The 14,515-nt window shown below is 43.8% G+C and carries 14 protein-coding genes; 13 read left to right on the forward strand and 1 reads right to left on the reverse strand.

Annotated elements, in window-relative coordinates:
* Positions 1-78 precede the first annotated feature (78 nt).
* The 13 genes from MHH63_RS09380 (at position 79) to MHH63_RS09440 (ending at position 13,450) form a co-directional block, all read left to right on the forward strand.
* Positions 79-1,011, forward strand: a complete 933-nt coding sequence (locus MHH63_RS09380; protein WP_076179903.1) for a helix-turn-helix domain-containing protein — start codon at positions 79-81, stop codon at positions 1,009-1,011.
* A 79-nt stretch (positions 1,012-1,090) separates the two neighbouring features.
* Positions 1,091-1,252 carry a hypothetical protein gene (locus MHH63_RS09385; protein WP_169744781.1) on the forward strand — a complete coding sequence of 54 codons (162 nt, stop codon included), beginning with the start codon at positions 1,091-1,093 and terminating at the stop codon, positions 1,250-1,252.
* A gap of 210 nt (positions 1,253-1,462) precedes the next feature.
* Positions 1,463-1,954, forward strand: coding sequence for a YajQ family cyclic di-GMP-binding protein (locus MHH63_RS09390; protein WP_076127877.1), 492 nt, complete (start codon positions 1,463-1,465; stop codon positions 1,952-1,954).
* 155 nt (positions 1,955-2,109) lie between these two features.
* Positions 2,110-2,697: a CDP-diacylglycerol--glycerol-3-phosphate 3-phosphatidyltransferase gene (pgsA, locus tag MHH63_RS09395; RefSeq protein ID WP_036688397.1), complete on the forward strand. Its 588-nt coding sequence runs from the start codon at positions 2,110-2,112 to the stop codon at positions 2,695-2,697.
* A gap of 108 nt (positions 2,698-2,805) precedes the next feature.
* Positions 2,806-4,092: a competence/damage-inducible protein A gene (locus MHH63_RS09400; RefSeq protein ID WP_036688393.1), complete on the forward strand. Its 1,287-nt coding sequence runs from the start codon at positions 2,806-2,808 to the stop codon at positions 4,090-4,092.
* A gap of 300 nt (positions 4,093-4,392) precedes the next feature.
* Complete coding sequence (gene recA / locus MHH63_RS09405) at positions 4,393-5,457, forward strand: recombinase RecA (protein ID WP_076127879.1); 1,065 nt, start codon at positions 4,393-4,395, stop codon at positions 5,455-5,457.
* A 110-nt stretch (positions 5,458-5,567) separates the two neighbouring features.
* Positions 5,568-6,293, forward strand: coding sequence for a regulatory protein RecX (locus MHH63_RS09410; RefSeq protein WP_076127881.1), 726 nt, complete (start codon positions 5,568-5,570; stop codon positions 6,291-6,293).
* A gap of 316 nt (positions 6,294-6,609) precedes the next feature.
* The gene (gene rny / locus MHH63_RS09415) at positions 6,610-8,154 is read left to right on the forward strand and encodes a ribonuclease Y (protein WP_370510565.1); all 1,545 of its coding nucleotides are present in this window, start codon (positions 6,610-6,612) and stop codon (positions 8,152-8,154) included.
* A 211-nt stretch (positions 8,155-8,365) separates the two neighbouring features.
* Complete coding sequence (locus MHH63_RS09420) at positions 8,366-9,160, forward strand: TIGR00282 family metallophosphoesterase (protein ID WP_076276224.1); 795 nt, start codon at positions 8,366-8,368, stop codon at positions 9,158-9,160.
* Between the two features lie 199 nt (positions 9,161-9,359).
* Positions 9,360-9,620: a stage V sporulation protein S gene (locus MHH63_RS09425; RefSeq protein ID WP_019910496.1), complete on the forward strand. Its 261-nt coding sequence runs from the start codon at positions 9,360-9,362 to the stop codon at positions 9,618-9,620.
* Positions 9,621-9,741: 121 nt separating this feature from the next.
* Positions 9,742-10,707, forward strand: a complete 966-nt coding sequence (locus MHH63_RS09430) for a dipeptidase (protein ID WP_341171429.1) — start codon at positions 9,742-9,744, stop codon at positions 10,705-10,707.
* A 138-nt stretch (positions 10,708-10,845) separates the two neighbouring features.
* Entirely contained in the window at positions 10,846-11,418 is a 573-nt protein-coding gene (gene pduL / locus MHH63_RS09435; protein WP_036688383.1) for a phosphate propanoyltransferase, read from the forward strand.
* A 643-nt stretch (positions 11,419-12,061) separates the two neighbouring features.
* A complete protein-coding gene (locus tag MHH63_RS09440) occupies positions 12,062-13,450 on the forward strand; it encodes a DEAD/DEAH box helicase (protein ID WP_081383205.1) in 1,389 nt (462 codons plus the stop codon).
* 149 nt (positions 13,451-13,599) lie between these two features.
* On the opposite strand, the gene dapA is transcribed toward MHH63_RS09440, so the two are convergent.
* The gene (gene dapA / locus MHH63_RS09445) at positions 13,600-14,496 is read right to left on the reverse strand and encodes a 4-hydroxy-tetrahydrodipicolinate synthase (protein ID WP_341171430.1); all 897 of its coding nucleotides are present in this window, start codon (positions 14,494-14,496) and stop codon (positions 13,600-13,602) included.
* Positions 14,497-14,515: the final 19 nt, after the last annotated feature.

A 14,515-nucleotide genomic window follows, 5' to 3' on the forward strand; every position in this document is an offset into this window, starting at 1 on the left:
GAATACACTTCCGAGCATGTTTTTTTATAAAGCTGGTTAAGGAAGTTTACATTCATAGAACTTACAGGAGGTGATGGTATGTCGGAACTGGGCCGGCAATTGAAAGAGGCACGTCTGCAAAAAGGGATGAGTCTTGACGATGTCCAGGAAGTAACAAAAATTCGCAAAAAGTATTTGGAGGCCATCGAGTCTGGAGACTACAAGGTGCTTCCAGGAAGTTTTTATGTGAGGGCGTTTATCAAAACGTATGCAGAAGCAGTAGGCATGAGTCCTGACGAACTGCTCGAGGAGCATGGGAACGTACCTGCACCACCCGCAGACACGACCATGGAGACGGTGATTCAAAAGCGCAGCCGTAGACCCGAAACCGAACGGAATGCAAAATGGCTGCCAACGGTGCTGATGTGGACATTCCCTATATTGATTATTGTGGTGATTTACATTTATGCTTCTAGTTTAAACAAAGCAGACCCTGATCAAGTTGATCAAACAAATATCACCAATAATGTGCAGGATCCTAATACAGCACAAACATCTCCACCCGCATCAGGAGGCGGTGTAGTAGCGCCTACTTCCTCGGCAGGTGCAGAAGCAACTACTGAGCCAACTACGGAGCCTACGCCAACACCGACACCAACGCCGTCTCCTCAATCGATCACAGTTACACCAGATGGGAAGTCAGGCAAAACAACGAAATTTAAGGTTACAGCTCCTGCCGGAAGCGAAGTTAAGGTTGAGATTGTTGCATCCGGAGTAAGCTGGCTTGAAGTTTACAAAGGCGAAAACTCTAAAGGTGAAAAACTCTCCTTCGGAAATACTGCAGCAGGAGAAACTATGAGCTTCGTTCTTGGTAGTGAGGGCATGTATATTAAGTCTGGGTATTCCCCAGCAACTGAAATTACCGTAAATGGTCAAGTAATCACGGATGAGAAGACGTCCTCACGTCTCCTGCTTAATCTTGACGACGGTTCTGGAAGTGAAGGTACCCAAAGTGACGGGACAGGCGAATAACAAATAGGATGTATAGACTTTGGCTTTAGGGAGAACATAAGACTGTTTTCAGTTTTAGCCAAAGTGAGGTGTACATCTTATGACAGTTAGCTGGATTGTAGCTGGCCTTGGGGTTGTTGTCAGTCTCATCGGATACTATTTGACACCAGGTGCTTGGGGATACGGAATTCTCGGATTCGGTATTGCACATATTGTGCTAGGAATTCTGGATATGTTTCGTAATCCGGTCCGAAGCAGATAGAAGCTGTAGAAATGAACGTCTCCAACGGCGTACTTCCGGTGGAGACGTGTTTCTACCCTTTGAACCAAACTCACTCGAAGGAAAAGCTCCACTTAGTGGGGCTGTTTTCTATGTCGGGTGAGCTACATAATGATTTATCCAAAATTAGACTTAATAGTACCATTCTCTTATAATAGTAGCAGACTAATTGTATAAAGGACGTGGAGTTTAATGAGTTCAGAATGTTCATTTGATATTGTATCCAAAATGGATATGCAGGAGTTAACGAATGCTATTCACCAAACAGAGAAAGAGATCGACAACCGCTTTGATTTTAAGAACAGCAAAAGCAGTCTGAAGCTGGAGAAAGACGCACTTATAATCGCCTCTGAAGACGAATATAAGCTCAACGCTGTTATTGATATTTTACAATCAAAGATGGTGAAAAGAGGCATTACCCTAAAAAATCTGGATTTCGGTAAAGTAGAACCGGCTTCCCTGGGATCTGTACGTCAACGTTTAGGGCTTAAGCAAGGCATTGATCAGGAGAATGCGAAAAAAATTAATATTCTGATCCGTGATTCAAAATTAAAGGTGAAGAGCCAAATCCAAGGGGATCAAATTCGTGTAACCGGTAAGAGCCGCGACGATTTGCAGCAGATTATTCAGATCTTGCGTAAAGCTGATTTGCCGCTGGATCTACAATTCATGAACATGAAATAGAATTTTGTGCCCCGCAGTGCTTATTAGCACTAACAACGCGGGGTGCTTTCTGTTTTTTTGACACCTATTTATTGCTATAATATACTTGCTTAAGTAGAAATGGATTAGCCTGATTTAGGCAATTTGTATGAACGATTTAGGGGAGGAAAACTTCAGTGAATTTGCCCAACCGCATCACGCTAGCTCGTATTTGCCTGATCCCGATTATGATGTTTTTTTTACTGGTGGATTTCAGTTTTTATCCAGAACCGATACATTGGGGCTCGTTTCAGCTATCTGTTAATCATTTGGTAGCAGCTGTAATCTTTTTGCTTGCGGCCAGCACGGATGGAATAGACGGCTACATTGCTAGGAAATATAATATGGTCACCAATCTCGGTAAACTCCTTGATCCACTTGCGGACAAACTGCTGGTATCTGCAGTTCTGATTTCACTTGTGGAGCTGGGCAGATGCGATTCATGGATTGCTATTGTAATCATCAGTCGTGAGTTTGCAGTCACCGGACTTCGCCAGATTGCATTGCTAGAGGGAAAAGTGGTTGCCGCCAGCAAATGGGGCAAGATAAAGACGGTTGTACAAATTGTTGCGATCTCACTGCTGTTGTTGAATAATTTCCCATTTCAATTTGTCAGTATTCCTGTAGACGATATTGCTATTTGGGCCGCAGCGCTGATCACTATTTATTCTGGAATTGATTATTTTGTGAAGAATAAGGATCTGCTACAGCTGCATAATGCGTAAGCATGTAAGCTGGATATACAAGGAAAGGTAATAGGTGAAGCACCTATTACCTTTTTTGAAATCCAAAAGCAGTGTACCTACATTATAACGAGGAGGCGAAAGCCAGGTATGAAAGCGGAGATTATTGCAGTAGGGACAGAGCTTTTGCTCGGTCAAATCGTGAATAGTAATGCCCAGTTTTTGTCTATCGAGCTAGCTGCCATCGGGATCGATGTATACTTTCAAACCGTTGTCGGTGATAACAGCAGCCGCCTACAGCAAGCCATCGAGATCGCTCAGAGTCGGGCTGACGTTATTATCTTTACGGGCGGAATTGGCCCCACTGAGGATGATCTGACTAAAGACGCACTGGCTGCATCGCTAGGTAGAACGCTCCATATTGATCGTTTGGCGATGGATCATGTACAACGTTTCTTTGATGATCGTAAGATCGTTATGACCGAAAATAACCGCAAACAGGCACTTATAATTGAAGGAACTACACCGTTGCCGAATGAAATCGGTCTTGCGGTTGGGATTGCTTTTGAGCATGAGAAGAAATATTATATTGTGCTTCCAGGTCCACCTCGTGAGATGAAACCGATGTTCGTTGATAAAGCAGTACCGTGGCTACAGCAGCACGCCTTGACGAACGAAACACCGCTTTATTCAAAAATGCTCAAATTTGCCGGCATCGGAGAATCACTGCTGGAGGACAAGCTCATCGAACTGATTCGCAGTCAGACTGATCCAACGATTGCTCCGTATGCCAAAGAGGGAGAGGTAACTGTTCGTATTTCGACAAAGGCCCCTTCTGAGCATGAAGCTACAAAAAAGCTGGAGATACTGGAACAACAAATCAAGGAGATTTTGCCGGAACATTTGTATGCGAACATTGATGTGCCGCTGGAGCAATTGATTGTGGATTGGATGGCGGATGCCGGCCTGACCTTAAGTGCGGCAGAGAGCTGCACCGGAGGTTTGCTGATGGAGAGCATAACAAATATTCCAGGCAGTGCATCGATGTTTGCCGGCGGAATCGTCTGCTATTCGAATGACTTAAAGAAAAAGTTACTGAATGTACCAAGTGCTTATTTGGAGGGACCCAATGCTCCTGGAGCCGTAAGTCGAGAAGTTGCCGAGGTGTTGGCTGACCAAGTGAGAATGATTGCAGACAGCGATTTCGGCTTATCTGTTACGGGTGTGGCTGGACCGGGTTATTCTGAGCGCAAGCCTGTTGGACTTGTATTTATCGGCTTGGCTGAACGGGGACGTAAGACAGAGGTCTATGAGCTTAATCTTAAAGGTACACGGGAAAATATCCGGTTGCGTACTGTAAAGGCTCTGCTGTATCGTCTGTGGCGGAGACTTGAGGAACGCAAGGTGGAGACACCTCTTGAGGGTTCAGACTTGTAATGGGAGATTAGCCCAGTTATAATAAACACATACGGAAGAACCGTGGCACTGAGATTTCTTTGCTGCGGTTTTTTGTATATTTGCAGAGATTTTGATCACGATGGCTACTCATGATCATAAGTCGTTGATGTCCGGTGAAGTGGGGAATTTAATTAACTTCTATCTCCGGAGGGAGGCTTACAATAAAAGGGATAAATAACGCCCAAGACAAAAAAAACGAATGTATGTTCGAAAAAAAGCTTGGCAAGACCTTAAAAACACGTTATTATATTACTATAAACAGTGAAGGAAGTGGTCTGATTGTCAGATCGTCGTGCAGCGCTTGATATGGCGCTTCGTCAAATAGAAAAACAATTTGGTAAAGGTTCGGTAATGAAACTGGGAGAATCCACGCATATGCAAGTGGAAGTTGTACCTAGCGGATCTTTGGCACTTGATATTGCGTTAGGTATAGGCGGACTTCCAAAGGGACGTATTATTGAAGTATATGGACCGGAATCTTCAGGTAAAACAACAGTTGCTCTTCATGCTATTGCAGAAGTGCAAAGACAAGGCGGACAAGCTGCATTTATCGATGCCGAGCATGCGCTTGATCCGAAATATGCACGTAACTTGGGCGTAAATATCGATGAGTTGCTGCTTTCTCAGCCAGACACGGGTGAACAAGCGCTGGAAATCGCCGAAGCACTCGTTCGTAGTGGAGCCGTTGATATTATTGTCGTTGACTCCGTTGCTGCTTTGGTACCTAAGGCTGAAATTGAAGGCGATATGGGTGATTCCCACGTCGGATTGCAGGCTCGCTTGATGTCTCAAGCACTTCGTAAGCTTTCTGGTGCCATTAGCAAATCCAATACGATCGCTATCTTTATCAACCAGCTTCGTGAGAAGATCGGTGTTATGTTCGGTAACCCTGAGACAACTCCGGGTGGTCGTGCATTGAAATTCTACTCTTCTGTACGTTTAGATGTACGTCGCGTAGAGAGCATCAAGATGGGGAACGATGTGGTTGGTAACCGTACTAAGATCAAGATTGTGAAGAATAAAGTAGCCCCTCCTTTTAAACAGGCTGATGTTGATATTATGTACGGTGAAGGGATTTCCAAAGAGGGAAGTCTTGTAGATATCGGTACTGAAATGGATATCGTGAATAAGAGTGGTGCATGGTATTCCTACGAAGGCGAGCGTCTCGGTCAAGGACGTGAGAATGCTAAACAGTTTTTGAAGGAACATCAGGATATTGCCCTTATTATTGAGAATAAGATCCGTGAAGCAAGTAATTTATCCACTATTGTTGCTGCGCCGAAGAATGAAGATATTATTGCAGAGCAAGAAGAAGAAGAGAAATTGCTTCTCGAAATCGAATAGTATATTAAGCAATAGGACGCCCTGTGATTGATTGTTGCAGGGTGTCTTTTCTTAACAAGTAACGAAAGTAAGACGATAACCGATCTATTGCTACGAGGTGACAAACAACTATGGTAATACAACTGGATTTTGAAGCAGAAGAACAAGATGAGCAGGTGTTATCTGATTTTCCTGAAGGAGAACTCTTAGAGATCACTAAAGTAGAACGTCAAAAGAAATCTGACCACCGTTATATCATACATTTCGGAGCATATAACATGACTGTGCACGAGGACGTCATGATTAAATATCGAATGATTACTGGTAATTCTTTTATGAAGGCTGATTTGGTGGAAATTGTTGTAGCTGATGAGCGTCAACGAGCTTATGTAGAAGGCCTCCGTTATCTAGAACGTAAACCACGCACCGCTATGGAAATGACTCGCCGTTTACGCCAGAAGGAAATAGGAGAGACTATTATTGCGGAAGTGGTGCAGCGGCTGCAGGAGGAAAGACTTCTTGATGACCCTTTATATGCTAAGCAATGGGCAGAGCAACGAATAGCGAACCAGCGGAAAGGGAAGATGTGGATTCGACAAGAGCTACGTGAGAAAGGGATAGACAAAACCCTTATATCGGAAGCTTTGGAGAATATTACTCCTGAACAAGAGCTGGAGAGCGCACTCGAAACTGGGCGCAAGAAATGGAATCTCATCCGTGGAGAAGCTTCAGATAAGCGAAGAAAGACTGGAGCCTTCCTTATGCGCCGTGGATTTTCGGGCGATATGGTTCGCCAAGTGATCAATACTTTACTTGCGGAAGACAATTATGAAGGTGAAGATGAGGAGTTTTACTAGAATCACTGATTCTCTTGACATTAATGCGTATATCGACTCTCTTGACAATGTCTTTTTATAAATAATAAAATATAACATGAATCGGCATAAAATTAGAATCCTTTTTCCTTCCCAAAAAGGAGACTGTTTTAAACGGTTCACGTACAACTCATATGAAATGTAATCGCCGGATAAGGCGGGCAGTGTGCATGTGCAGCATGTGCAGTATGGCAATCGGTTGTTTACCGGTTTTTTGTATGGTGATGAACGGATAGTTAAACAACTGCACAATTCCCAGGGATATACCTTGGAGAGGAACCAACGAGGAGGTGAACAGATGCTGGAATCATGGATCTGGGTCATTATCGTTCTCGTTGTAGCTGCAATATTCTTTGGGTTCGGTTATTTTATTCGTAAATCCCTTGCAGAAGCTAAAATCCAAAGCGCAGAAAGAGAAGCCGTTGTCATCGTTGAGAATGCGAAGAAGGACGCTGAGGCGCTGAAGAAAGAAACAGTATTGGAAGCTAAGGACGAAGTCCATAGAATCCGTACTGAAGCTGAGAAAGAAACTCGTGAACGTCGGAATGAAATCCAACGGCAAGAGAGACGTTTGCTGCAAAAGGAAGAATCTCTGGATAAAAAAATGGAATCGCTTGAAAGAAAAGAAGAACAAGTAGCTAACAAAGAGAAACGAATTGATGAAACCCAACAGCAAATTGATGTTATTTACAAAAACCAAGTCACTGAATTGGAACGTATCTCCAATTTAAGCATCGAAGATGCAAGAAGTATCATTCTTAGCAATGTTGAGCAAGAAGTTCGCCATGAAACGGCACAAATGATCAAAGAAATTGAACAGCAGGCGAAAGAAGAAGCGGATAAGAAATCCCGTGAAATCATCACACTCGCTATCCAACGCTGTGCAGCTGATCACGTAGCGGAAACAACGGTTTCAGTTGTTACGTTGCCGAATGAAGAGATGAAAGGTCGGATTATCGGTCGTGAAGGCCGTAATATTCGTGCTTTGGAAACTCTTACAGGTATCGACCTCATTATTGATGATACGCCGGAAGCAGTTATTTTGTCAGGATTTGATCCAATCCGCCGTGAAGTGGCCCGTACGGCACTTGAGAAATTGGTGGCTGATGGACGTATTCACCCCGCTCGTATTGAAGAGATGGTGGAGAAATCCCGCAAAGAAGTGGACGAACGGATTCGGGAATATGGTGAGCAAGCTACTTTCGAAGTGGGCGTTCACGGTTTGCATCCAGATTTGATCAAGATTCTGGGGCGTCTGAAATTCCGTACAAGCTATGGTCAAAATGTATTGAAGCACTCCATGGAGGTTGCTTATTTAACAGGACTGATGGCCGGTGAGCTTGGGGAAGACATCGTGCTTGCAAAACGTGCAGGATTACTCCATGATATCGGCAAAGCGCTGGATCATGAAGTGGAAGGTTCGCATGTTGAGATCGGCGTTGAACTAGCGAAGAAATATAAAGAACATCCGGTTGTTATCAACAGTATCGCATCTCATCATGGAGACTGCGAAGCTACCTCGGTTATTGCTATGTTGGTTGGTGCCGCTGACGCATTGTCGGCTGCTAGACCTGGTGCTCGCCGTGAAACACTGGAAACGTATATTAAACGTCTAGAGAAACTGGAAGAAATCTCAGAGTCATTCGAAGGCGTTGAGAAATCATTTGCTATTCAAGCGGGCCGTGAGGTGCGCGTGATGGTACAGCCAGAGAAGATTGACGATGCAGAGGCATTCCGTCTTGCTCGCGATATTACGAAGATGATTGAAAGTGAACTGGATTATCCAGGACATATCAAGGTTACCGTTATTCGTGAGACACGGGCTGTTGAATACGCTAAATAGGCAATAAGTAGATAACATACGCTTCGGAAATAACGATATTTATGATCGTTTCCTGGTATATGTTTCTGCTAGGAATATAAGGTTAAAGGATAAGATATAACTTATACTTTCTTATATTTGATGAAAATTGGCCCCTAAGCGGGGCCTTTTTTCTTTTAAATATGAAGACTTATCCGCTAGATGCAGAGGTTAAGATTAGGAGGAGAGAAACATTAAAGTACTATTCATTGGAGATATCGTAGGTAGTGTAGGTAGGAAGGCACTTCGGGAGATGTTGCCCTCATTAAAAAGCAAATATCAACCACATATAATCATAGTTAACGGTGAGAATTCTGCTGCCGGTAGAGGTATTACTAAAGCGATCGCAAATGAATTTTTTAACTGGGGCGTTCACGGAATCACCATGGGTAATCACACATGGGACAACAAGGACATCTTCGAGTTTATCGACGATGAGGCCCGGATTATCCGTCCTGCTAATTTTCCTCCAGGAACACCGGGAAGAGGATATACAGTTGTTAAAGGTAACGGCAAAGAGCTAGCTATAGTTAACCTGCAAGGCCGTACATTTTTGCCTGCGATTGATTGTCCTTTCCGTGTGGGTGAAGAAATTGTGGAAGAGCTACGTAGAGATCATAAATGCATTCTCGTTGATTTCCATGCAGAGGTTACCTCTGAGAAAATCGCCATGGGCTATTTCATGGATGGTCGCGCATCAATTGTAGTAGGGACCCATACTCACGTTCAGACGAATGATGATGTGATTTTGCCGGGTGGAACAGCTTACTTGACCGATGCGGGCATGGTTGGTTCAAGCGAAGGGATTCTGGGTATGGAAAGAGATGCAGTACTTTATAAGTTCACTACACAGCTTCCAGCACGATTTGTTGTTGATGAAGGCAAGTGGCAGCTTCACGGTTTATTTGCAGAGTTAGACGAGAGTACTGGCGCGGCTACCCGTCTGGAGAAAATACGGCTACGTGAAGATGAATGGGTAATGAGCTAGTAGTAGGATAAGATAAGTGATTTTCCGGGTAATTTCGCCGAATAAGGGTAAAGTGTGATATTTATTATATCGAAAAAGAGTATCTATTGTACCATTTTCTCCAGAGTAGTCCGCAAAAAGAAGGAATTATTTCTTCTCTCGCGAATAACATCTAAAGTAGTGGAAGAACACCATTATTTTCCCAGGGGAGGTACTTACTATGGATGTATTAAAAGTATCAGCTAAATCCAATCCAAATTCCGTCGCCGGCGCTTTAGCAGGTGTTCTTCGTGAACGTGGATCGGCCGAATTACAAGCTATTGGAGCTGGAGCACTGAATCAAGCAGTCAAAGCAGTTGCCATTGCCCGGGGATTTGTTGCACCAAGCGGAGTAGATTTGATCTGCATTCCGGCATTTACAGACATTGTGATTGATGGAGAGGATCGAACCGCGATTAAATTGATTGTAGAACCCAGATAATAGAAGCATAGAACGGATGAACCTGTTTACTTATGTAAACAGGTTTTTTGCTTTTCGTATATAGTCTGGCGTTTTTAAGCATAGAATCTGGAATAGGGCTGCATGAAAGCGAGGGCTTGGGATGAGAACCGATAAGCTACAGGTTGCGGATTTTCATTGTGATGTGCTGAGTAAAATGCAAGCATCACCGGATATGGATTTTAAGAATGATCCTCGGCTGGATGTTACCGGAGAGCGGCTGGTAGCGGGCGGTGTGGAATTGCAGATTTTTGCAATATACCTTTCGGCAAGTAGAGGAAGACCTAGCTTTGAGAATGTTTTAGGACAAATTGATTTGTTCCGGCAAAAAATAATAGGCACAGAGAGCCTTCAGTGGCTGCGTTGGAAGGAGGAGGTAGGAAAACGAACAGCTGGAGCATCCCCATGGGGAATGCTCTCTCTGGAGGGTGTAGACGGTCTAGAAGGGAACTTGTTTTATGCACAGCTCTGCTTTGAGCTTGGCGTGCGGTTTTTGGGAATCACTTGGAATTATGCCAATTGGGCAGCGGACGGTGTTCTGGAGCAGCGCAACGGCGGATTTACGGAAAAAGGGCGAATGCTGATCGAATGGTGCAACGACAGTGGAATGCTGCTTGATGTGTCGCATTTGTCTCAGGCAGGTTTTTGGGAGCTAGCCGACTTAAGCACACGTCCGTTTATAGCTTCCCATTCGAACGCCGCAGCAATCTGTGGGCATGTTAGAAATTTAAATGATGAACAAATTAAAGCTTTGATTGCAATGGACGGAAGAATGGGCCTGACCTTTTATCCGTGGTTTGTGTGTGATGATGGAAAAGCTCGTATGGATGATTTATTAAAGCATATTGATCATGTATGTAGTCTAGGTGGCGAGAAACATATGATGTTTGGTTCGGATTTTGACGGCATTGACACTTGGGTAGAGAACATGGAACATCCGGGAAAATACCCTGAGCTCGCGGAGCACCTGCTTCGTTACTATCCAGAAGCTTCCGTAAAAGGTTGGTTATATGAGAATGCGGTCTCCTACTTGCGCACAAACTTACCTTCTCAGGTGTCTAAATCATGACAATCCTGTTCTAAAAGTATGAATTGTCGAAAAAAAGGCCCTCGTTATGACGTGGGGCTTTTTATTTTTGGTTAAGAAGATGTATAATGGTTAATGGCTTGTACAGATACTAGAGAAAATACAAGGAGTGACTTTACTATGAGTAAGACTGTACCCGTAGGTGTGTCGGCTAGACATATTCACCTTACGCAAGAGCATGTGGAGGCTTTGTTTGGCCCAGGATATCAACTAACGGAGTTCAAACCCCTCTCTCAACCAGGACAGTTTGCAGCAAATGAGCAAGTAGCAGTTATCGGCAGCAAAGGTAAATTTGACAAAGTAAGAATTTTGGGACCTGCTCGTCCGGCTTCCCAATTAGAAATTTCCCGTACTGACTCCTTCGCACTTGGCGTGAAAGCTCCAGTTCGCGAATCTGGAAATATTGATGGAACACCTGGCATTACGCTTAAAGGACCTGCTGGCGAAGTAGAATTGGAACAAGGCGTTATCATCGCCGCTCGTCACATTCACTTCCATACTTCTGAAGCTGAAGCTTGGGGCATTGCTGATAAGCAATTGCTTAAAGTTCGCCTCGGAGGCGACCGTGGTCTCGTATTGGAGAACGTAATTGCACGCGTATCAGACAGCTTTAAACTGGATATGCATATTGACACTGACGAAGCTAACGCTGCAGGTGCCAACAACGGCGATACTGCTGAAATCGTAGAATAGTCATCATAGTTATAGCAAAGATAAGAAGCGGGGGAGAAATCCTTCGCTTTTTTTGCGTGTCTGATCGGCGTGCTGTAAGGATTGTGTGGTTGATCGGCGTGCTGTAAGGATTGCGTGGTTTACCCGACGGCTTGTACTTATCGGACTGTATTGCAGCTATTTCAGCATTTTGATCTATTTTGCCAAGGTTTCGGACTGCATAGCTCTTATTGCCTTATATTTGTACTGAATTGGGCTTCGAAGGTGTGAATAACTGCATCTGAGTCCGATAGCATGTCCAAAATCCACGAATTTTCAAAATAAGGGCGTCTGAGTCCGATGGCTCAGCAGACTCAGCAGTCTCAGCAGTCTCAGCAGACTCAGCAGGCTCAACAGGCTCAACAGGCTCAGCAGGCTCAGCAGGATCAACAGGCTCAACAAAAGATACGCCGCAGGATAAATTGAGAAGGAGTATTTTACGGTTAGTAAAAATATTTCTGTAAGAGCAGAACGGATAGTATCCTGAAATGGATTTTTAATGAAAATTGGTGTGATGATAAAGAAAATCTATTATTATGTAACTTATTGTGTTATGATTATGGTTTATGACGTGACAAAAGGATTTATTGTTAAGAATATATGTATTAGAAATTAAGGAGACCCAATGACATTTAATGAACTGAATATTGTGCCTGCAATTTTGAAGGCTTTAAGCAAAGAAAACTATACATCACCTACACCAATACAGGAGCAGTCGATTCCAGCTGTATTAGCGGGTAGAGATTTACTTGGATGCGCGCAAACGGGAACAGGAAAAACAGCTGCATTTTCCGTGCCTATTATTCAATTGCTAAGCGAACAATCGAGCCCAAACAAATCCAATAATGTGCGACGCATTCGCTCGTTGATTTTAACACCGACAAGAGAACTAGCGATTCAAATTGCTGATAACATAAAAGCGTATAGCCAATATACAGATATCCGCTCAGCTGCCATTGTTGGCGGTGTGTCACAGAAAGTGCAAGAGCGCGCACTGAATCAAGGTGCCGATATTCTTATTGCTACCCCTGGTAGACTTATCGACCTGATCAATCAGAAACGTGTAGATCTGCAATATGTACAAATTTTAGTTCTGGATGAAGCTGACCGGATGCTGGATATGGGCTTTATTCATGATGTGAAACGAATCATCGCCAAAATGCCTACGAAGAAGCAGACTCTGTTTTTCTCGGCAACGATGCCAACTGAGATTTCTAAATTGATCAAAACATTGCTTGTGAATCCAGTGAAGGTAGAAATCACACCCGTGTCATCTACTGCGGATAGAATCAATCAATCGATCTATTTATTAGAGAACGGAAATAAGCAAAACCAATTGAACCTGCTGTTACAGGATAAATCCATCGTCTCAGCTTTGGTGTTTACTCGTACTAAACGTGGTGCAGACCGTGTTACCCGCGATCTGGCTAAAGTGAACATTGCTGCTCAAGCCATACACGGCAATAAATCACAAAATGATCGCCAAAACGCTTTGCGGAATTTTAAAAGCGGTGCGACTCGTGTTCTCGTAGCTACGGATATAGCTGCCCGGGGAATTGATATTGATGAGCTGTCTCACGTAATCAACTTCAATTTACCGAACATTCCGGAAACCTATGTGCACCGGATCGGTCGTACAGGCAGAGCGGGATTGAGCGGAACGGCAATTTCTTTTTGCGAAGCTGAAGAGCTTCCTTTCCTTAAAGATATTGAAAAATTGATTGGAAAATCGATTCCGGAAGTTAAGGACCATCCTTATCCGATGTCTCGTAAAACGCAAATGAAGACAGATCGTTCTGCGAAACCGTCAGGTTCGAAAGCAGCAGCTTCGAGACCATCGTCTTCCAGACCGTCGAATTCCAAACCAGCAACTGCTAAACCTGCGGCAACAAAACCGGCAGCAACAAAATCAGCGGCATCTAAACCAGCTAAAGCAAAACCTAAGTCTAACCCTCCATTGAAGCCAAAGTCCGAGTGGTTCACAAAAGGAAGACAAAAAACGAGCAGCAGATAAGTTAGTTTGAATGCGTATCGTTTCTATAGCAAAATAAAAAAACCGTCAGAGTAAATCTGATGGTTTTTTATGTTTTATGTCCTGATAATTTACAACAAAAAACAGCCGCTAAACAGTTCCTCACTGTACAACGGCTGTTGTTATTTCATTTATGCGGTTGCTTCAATTGTATTCTCCTGAACATAGGGGCTCAGTTCTTGCTGAAGTCCTGCGCTGATGGAAGTCATAGGGAGGCGAAGCGTATCCGAGGACAGTAGGCCGTTTTGGCTAAGCATCCATTTAATTGGAGCGGGATTCGATTCCTTGAATAATAGGCGGATGATCGGCAGTAGTTGTTCAAAGCTTTCTTTAGCGAAGTCCACTTGACCAGATGTAAAGGCTTCAAAGATACGAAGGCATTCTGCCGGGAAAACGTTGGCAGTAGCAAGCATACCCCCAGCTGCTCCGCAGCTAAGCATTTCATAAAAGAGGGAATCATCGCCGCCAAGCACAGGTTTAGCACCTGTACGGACTAACTCTGTAACCATTTTTGTACTGCCTGAGCAGTCTTTTAAACCGACAACATTATTCATTTCTAGGATTGTACGTGCAGTATCTACCGTCATGGCCGTACCTGTACGACTTGGAATATCATAAGCCATGATTGGTATGCCTACTTCTGCTGCTCTGCGGAAATGGGCAATGATACCCTCTTGTGAAGGACGACTATAATAAGGTACGACTACTAGTGCACAATCAGCACCAAGGTTTGCAGCAATTTCCGTGCGTGCAACCGTAGAGGCTGTATCATTGGTACCTGTACCAACTACTAAGGGGATTGATGTGGATTGTAGAAGCTCACGGGAAGTGTTTACTAGAAGCTGCATTTCATTTACGGTTACAGTGGGCGATTCTCCGGTGGTTCCATTAACGACCAGACCTTGTATGCTGTTGTTAATAATGTTCTTTACATAACGCTGATACGAATCCAAATCAACTTCACCAGCAGCATTGAACGGGGTGACCACGGGGACATAAACTCCATAAATCTGTTGTTCTGTAAGCATAAATTATCGGCCTCCAAAA

This window comes from Paenibacillus sp. FSL H3-0310 (assembly GCF_038002785.1).
In the GTDB taxonomy this organism is placed as follows: Bacteria; Bacillota; Bacilli; order Paenibacillales; family Paenibacillaceae; genus Paenibacillus_AQ; species Paenibacillus_AQ odorifer.

Excerpts from the sequence above, each read along its gene's own strand:
- MHH63_RS09380 (WP_076179903.1), top strand. The coding sequence starts at position 79 with ATGTCGGAACTGGGCCGGCAATTGAAAGAGGCACGTCTGCAAAAAGGG.
- MHH63_RS09385 (WP_169744781.1), top strand. The coding sequence starts at position 1,091 with ATGACAGTTAGCTGGATTGTAGCTGGCCTTGGGGTTGTTGTCAGTCTC.
- MHH63_RS09390 (WP_076127877.1), top strand. The coding sequence starts at position 1,463 with ATGAGTTCAGAATGTTCATTTGATATTGTATCCAAAATGGATATGCAG.
- MHH63_RS09400 (WP_036688393.1), top strand. The coding sequence starts at position 2,806 with ATGAAAGCGGAGATTATTGCAGTAGGGACAGAGCTTTTGCTCGGTCAA.
- MHH63_RS09410 (WP_076127881.1), top strand. The coding sequence starts at position 5,568 with ATGGTAATACAACTGGATTTTGAAGCAGAAGAACAAGATGAGCAGGTG.
- rny (WP_370510565.1), top strand. The coding sequence starts at position 6,610 with ATGCTGGAATCATGGATCTGGGTCATTATCGTTCTCGTTGTAGCTGCA.
- MHH63_RS09425 (WP_019910496.1), top strand. The coding sequence starts at position 9,360 with ATGGATGTATTAAAAGTATCAGCTAAATCCAATCCAAATTCCGTCGCC.
- MHH63_RS09430 (WP_341171429.1), top strand. The coding sequence starts at position 9,742 with ATGAGAACCGATAAGCTACAGGTTGCGGATTTTCATTGTGATGTGCTG.
- pduL (WP_036688383.1), top strand. The coding sequence starts at position 10,846 with ATGAGTAAGACTGTACCCGTAGGTGTGTCGGCTAGACATATTCACCTT.
- MHH63_RS09440 (WP_081383205.1), top strand. The coding sequence starts at position 12,062 with ATGACATTTAATGAACTGAATATTGTGCCTGCAATTTTGAAGGCTTTA.
- dapA (WP_341171430.1), bottom strand. The coding sequence starts at position 14,496 with ATGCTTACAGAACAACAGATTTATGGAGTTTATGTCCCCGTGGTCACC.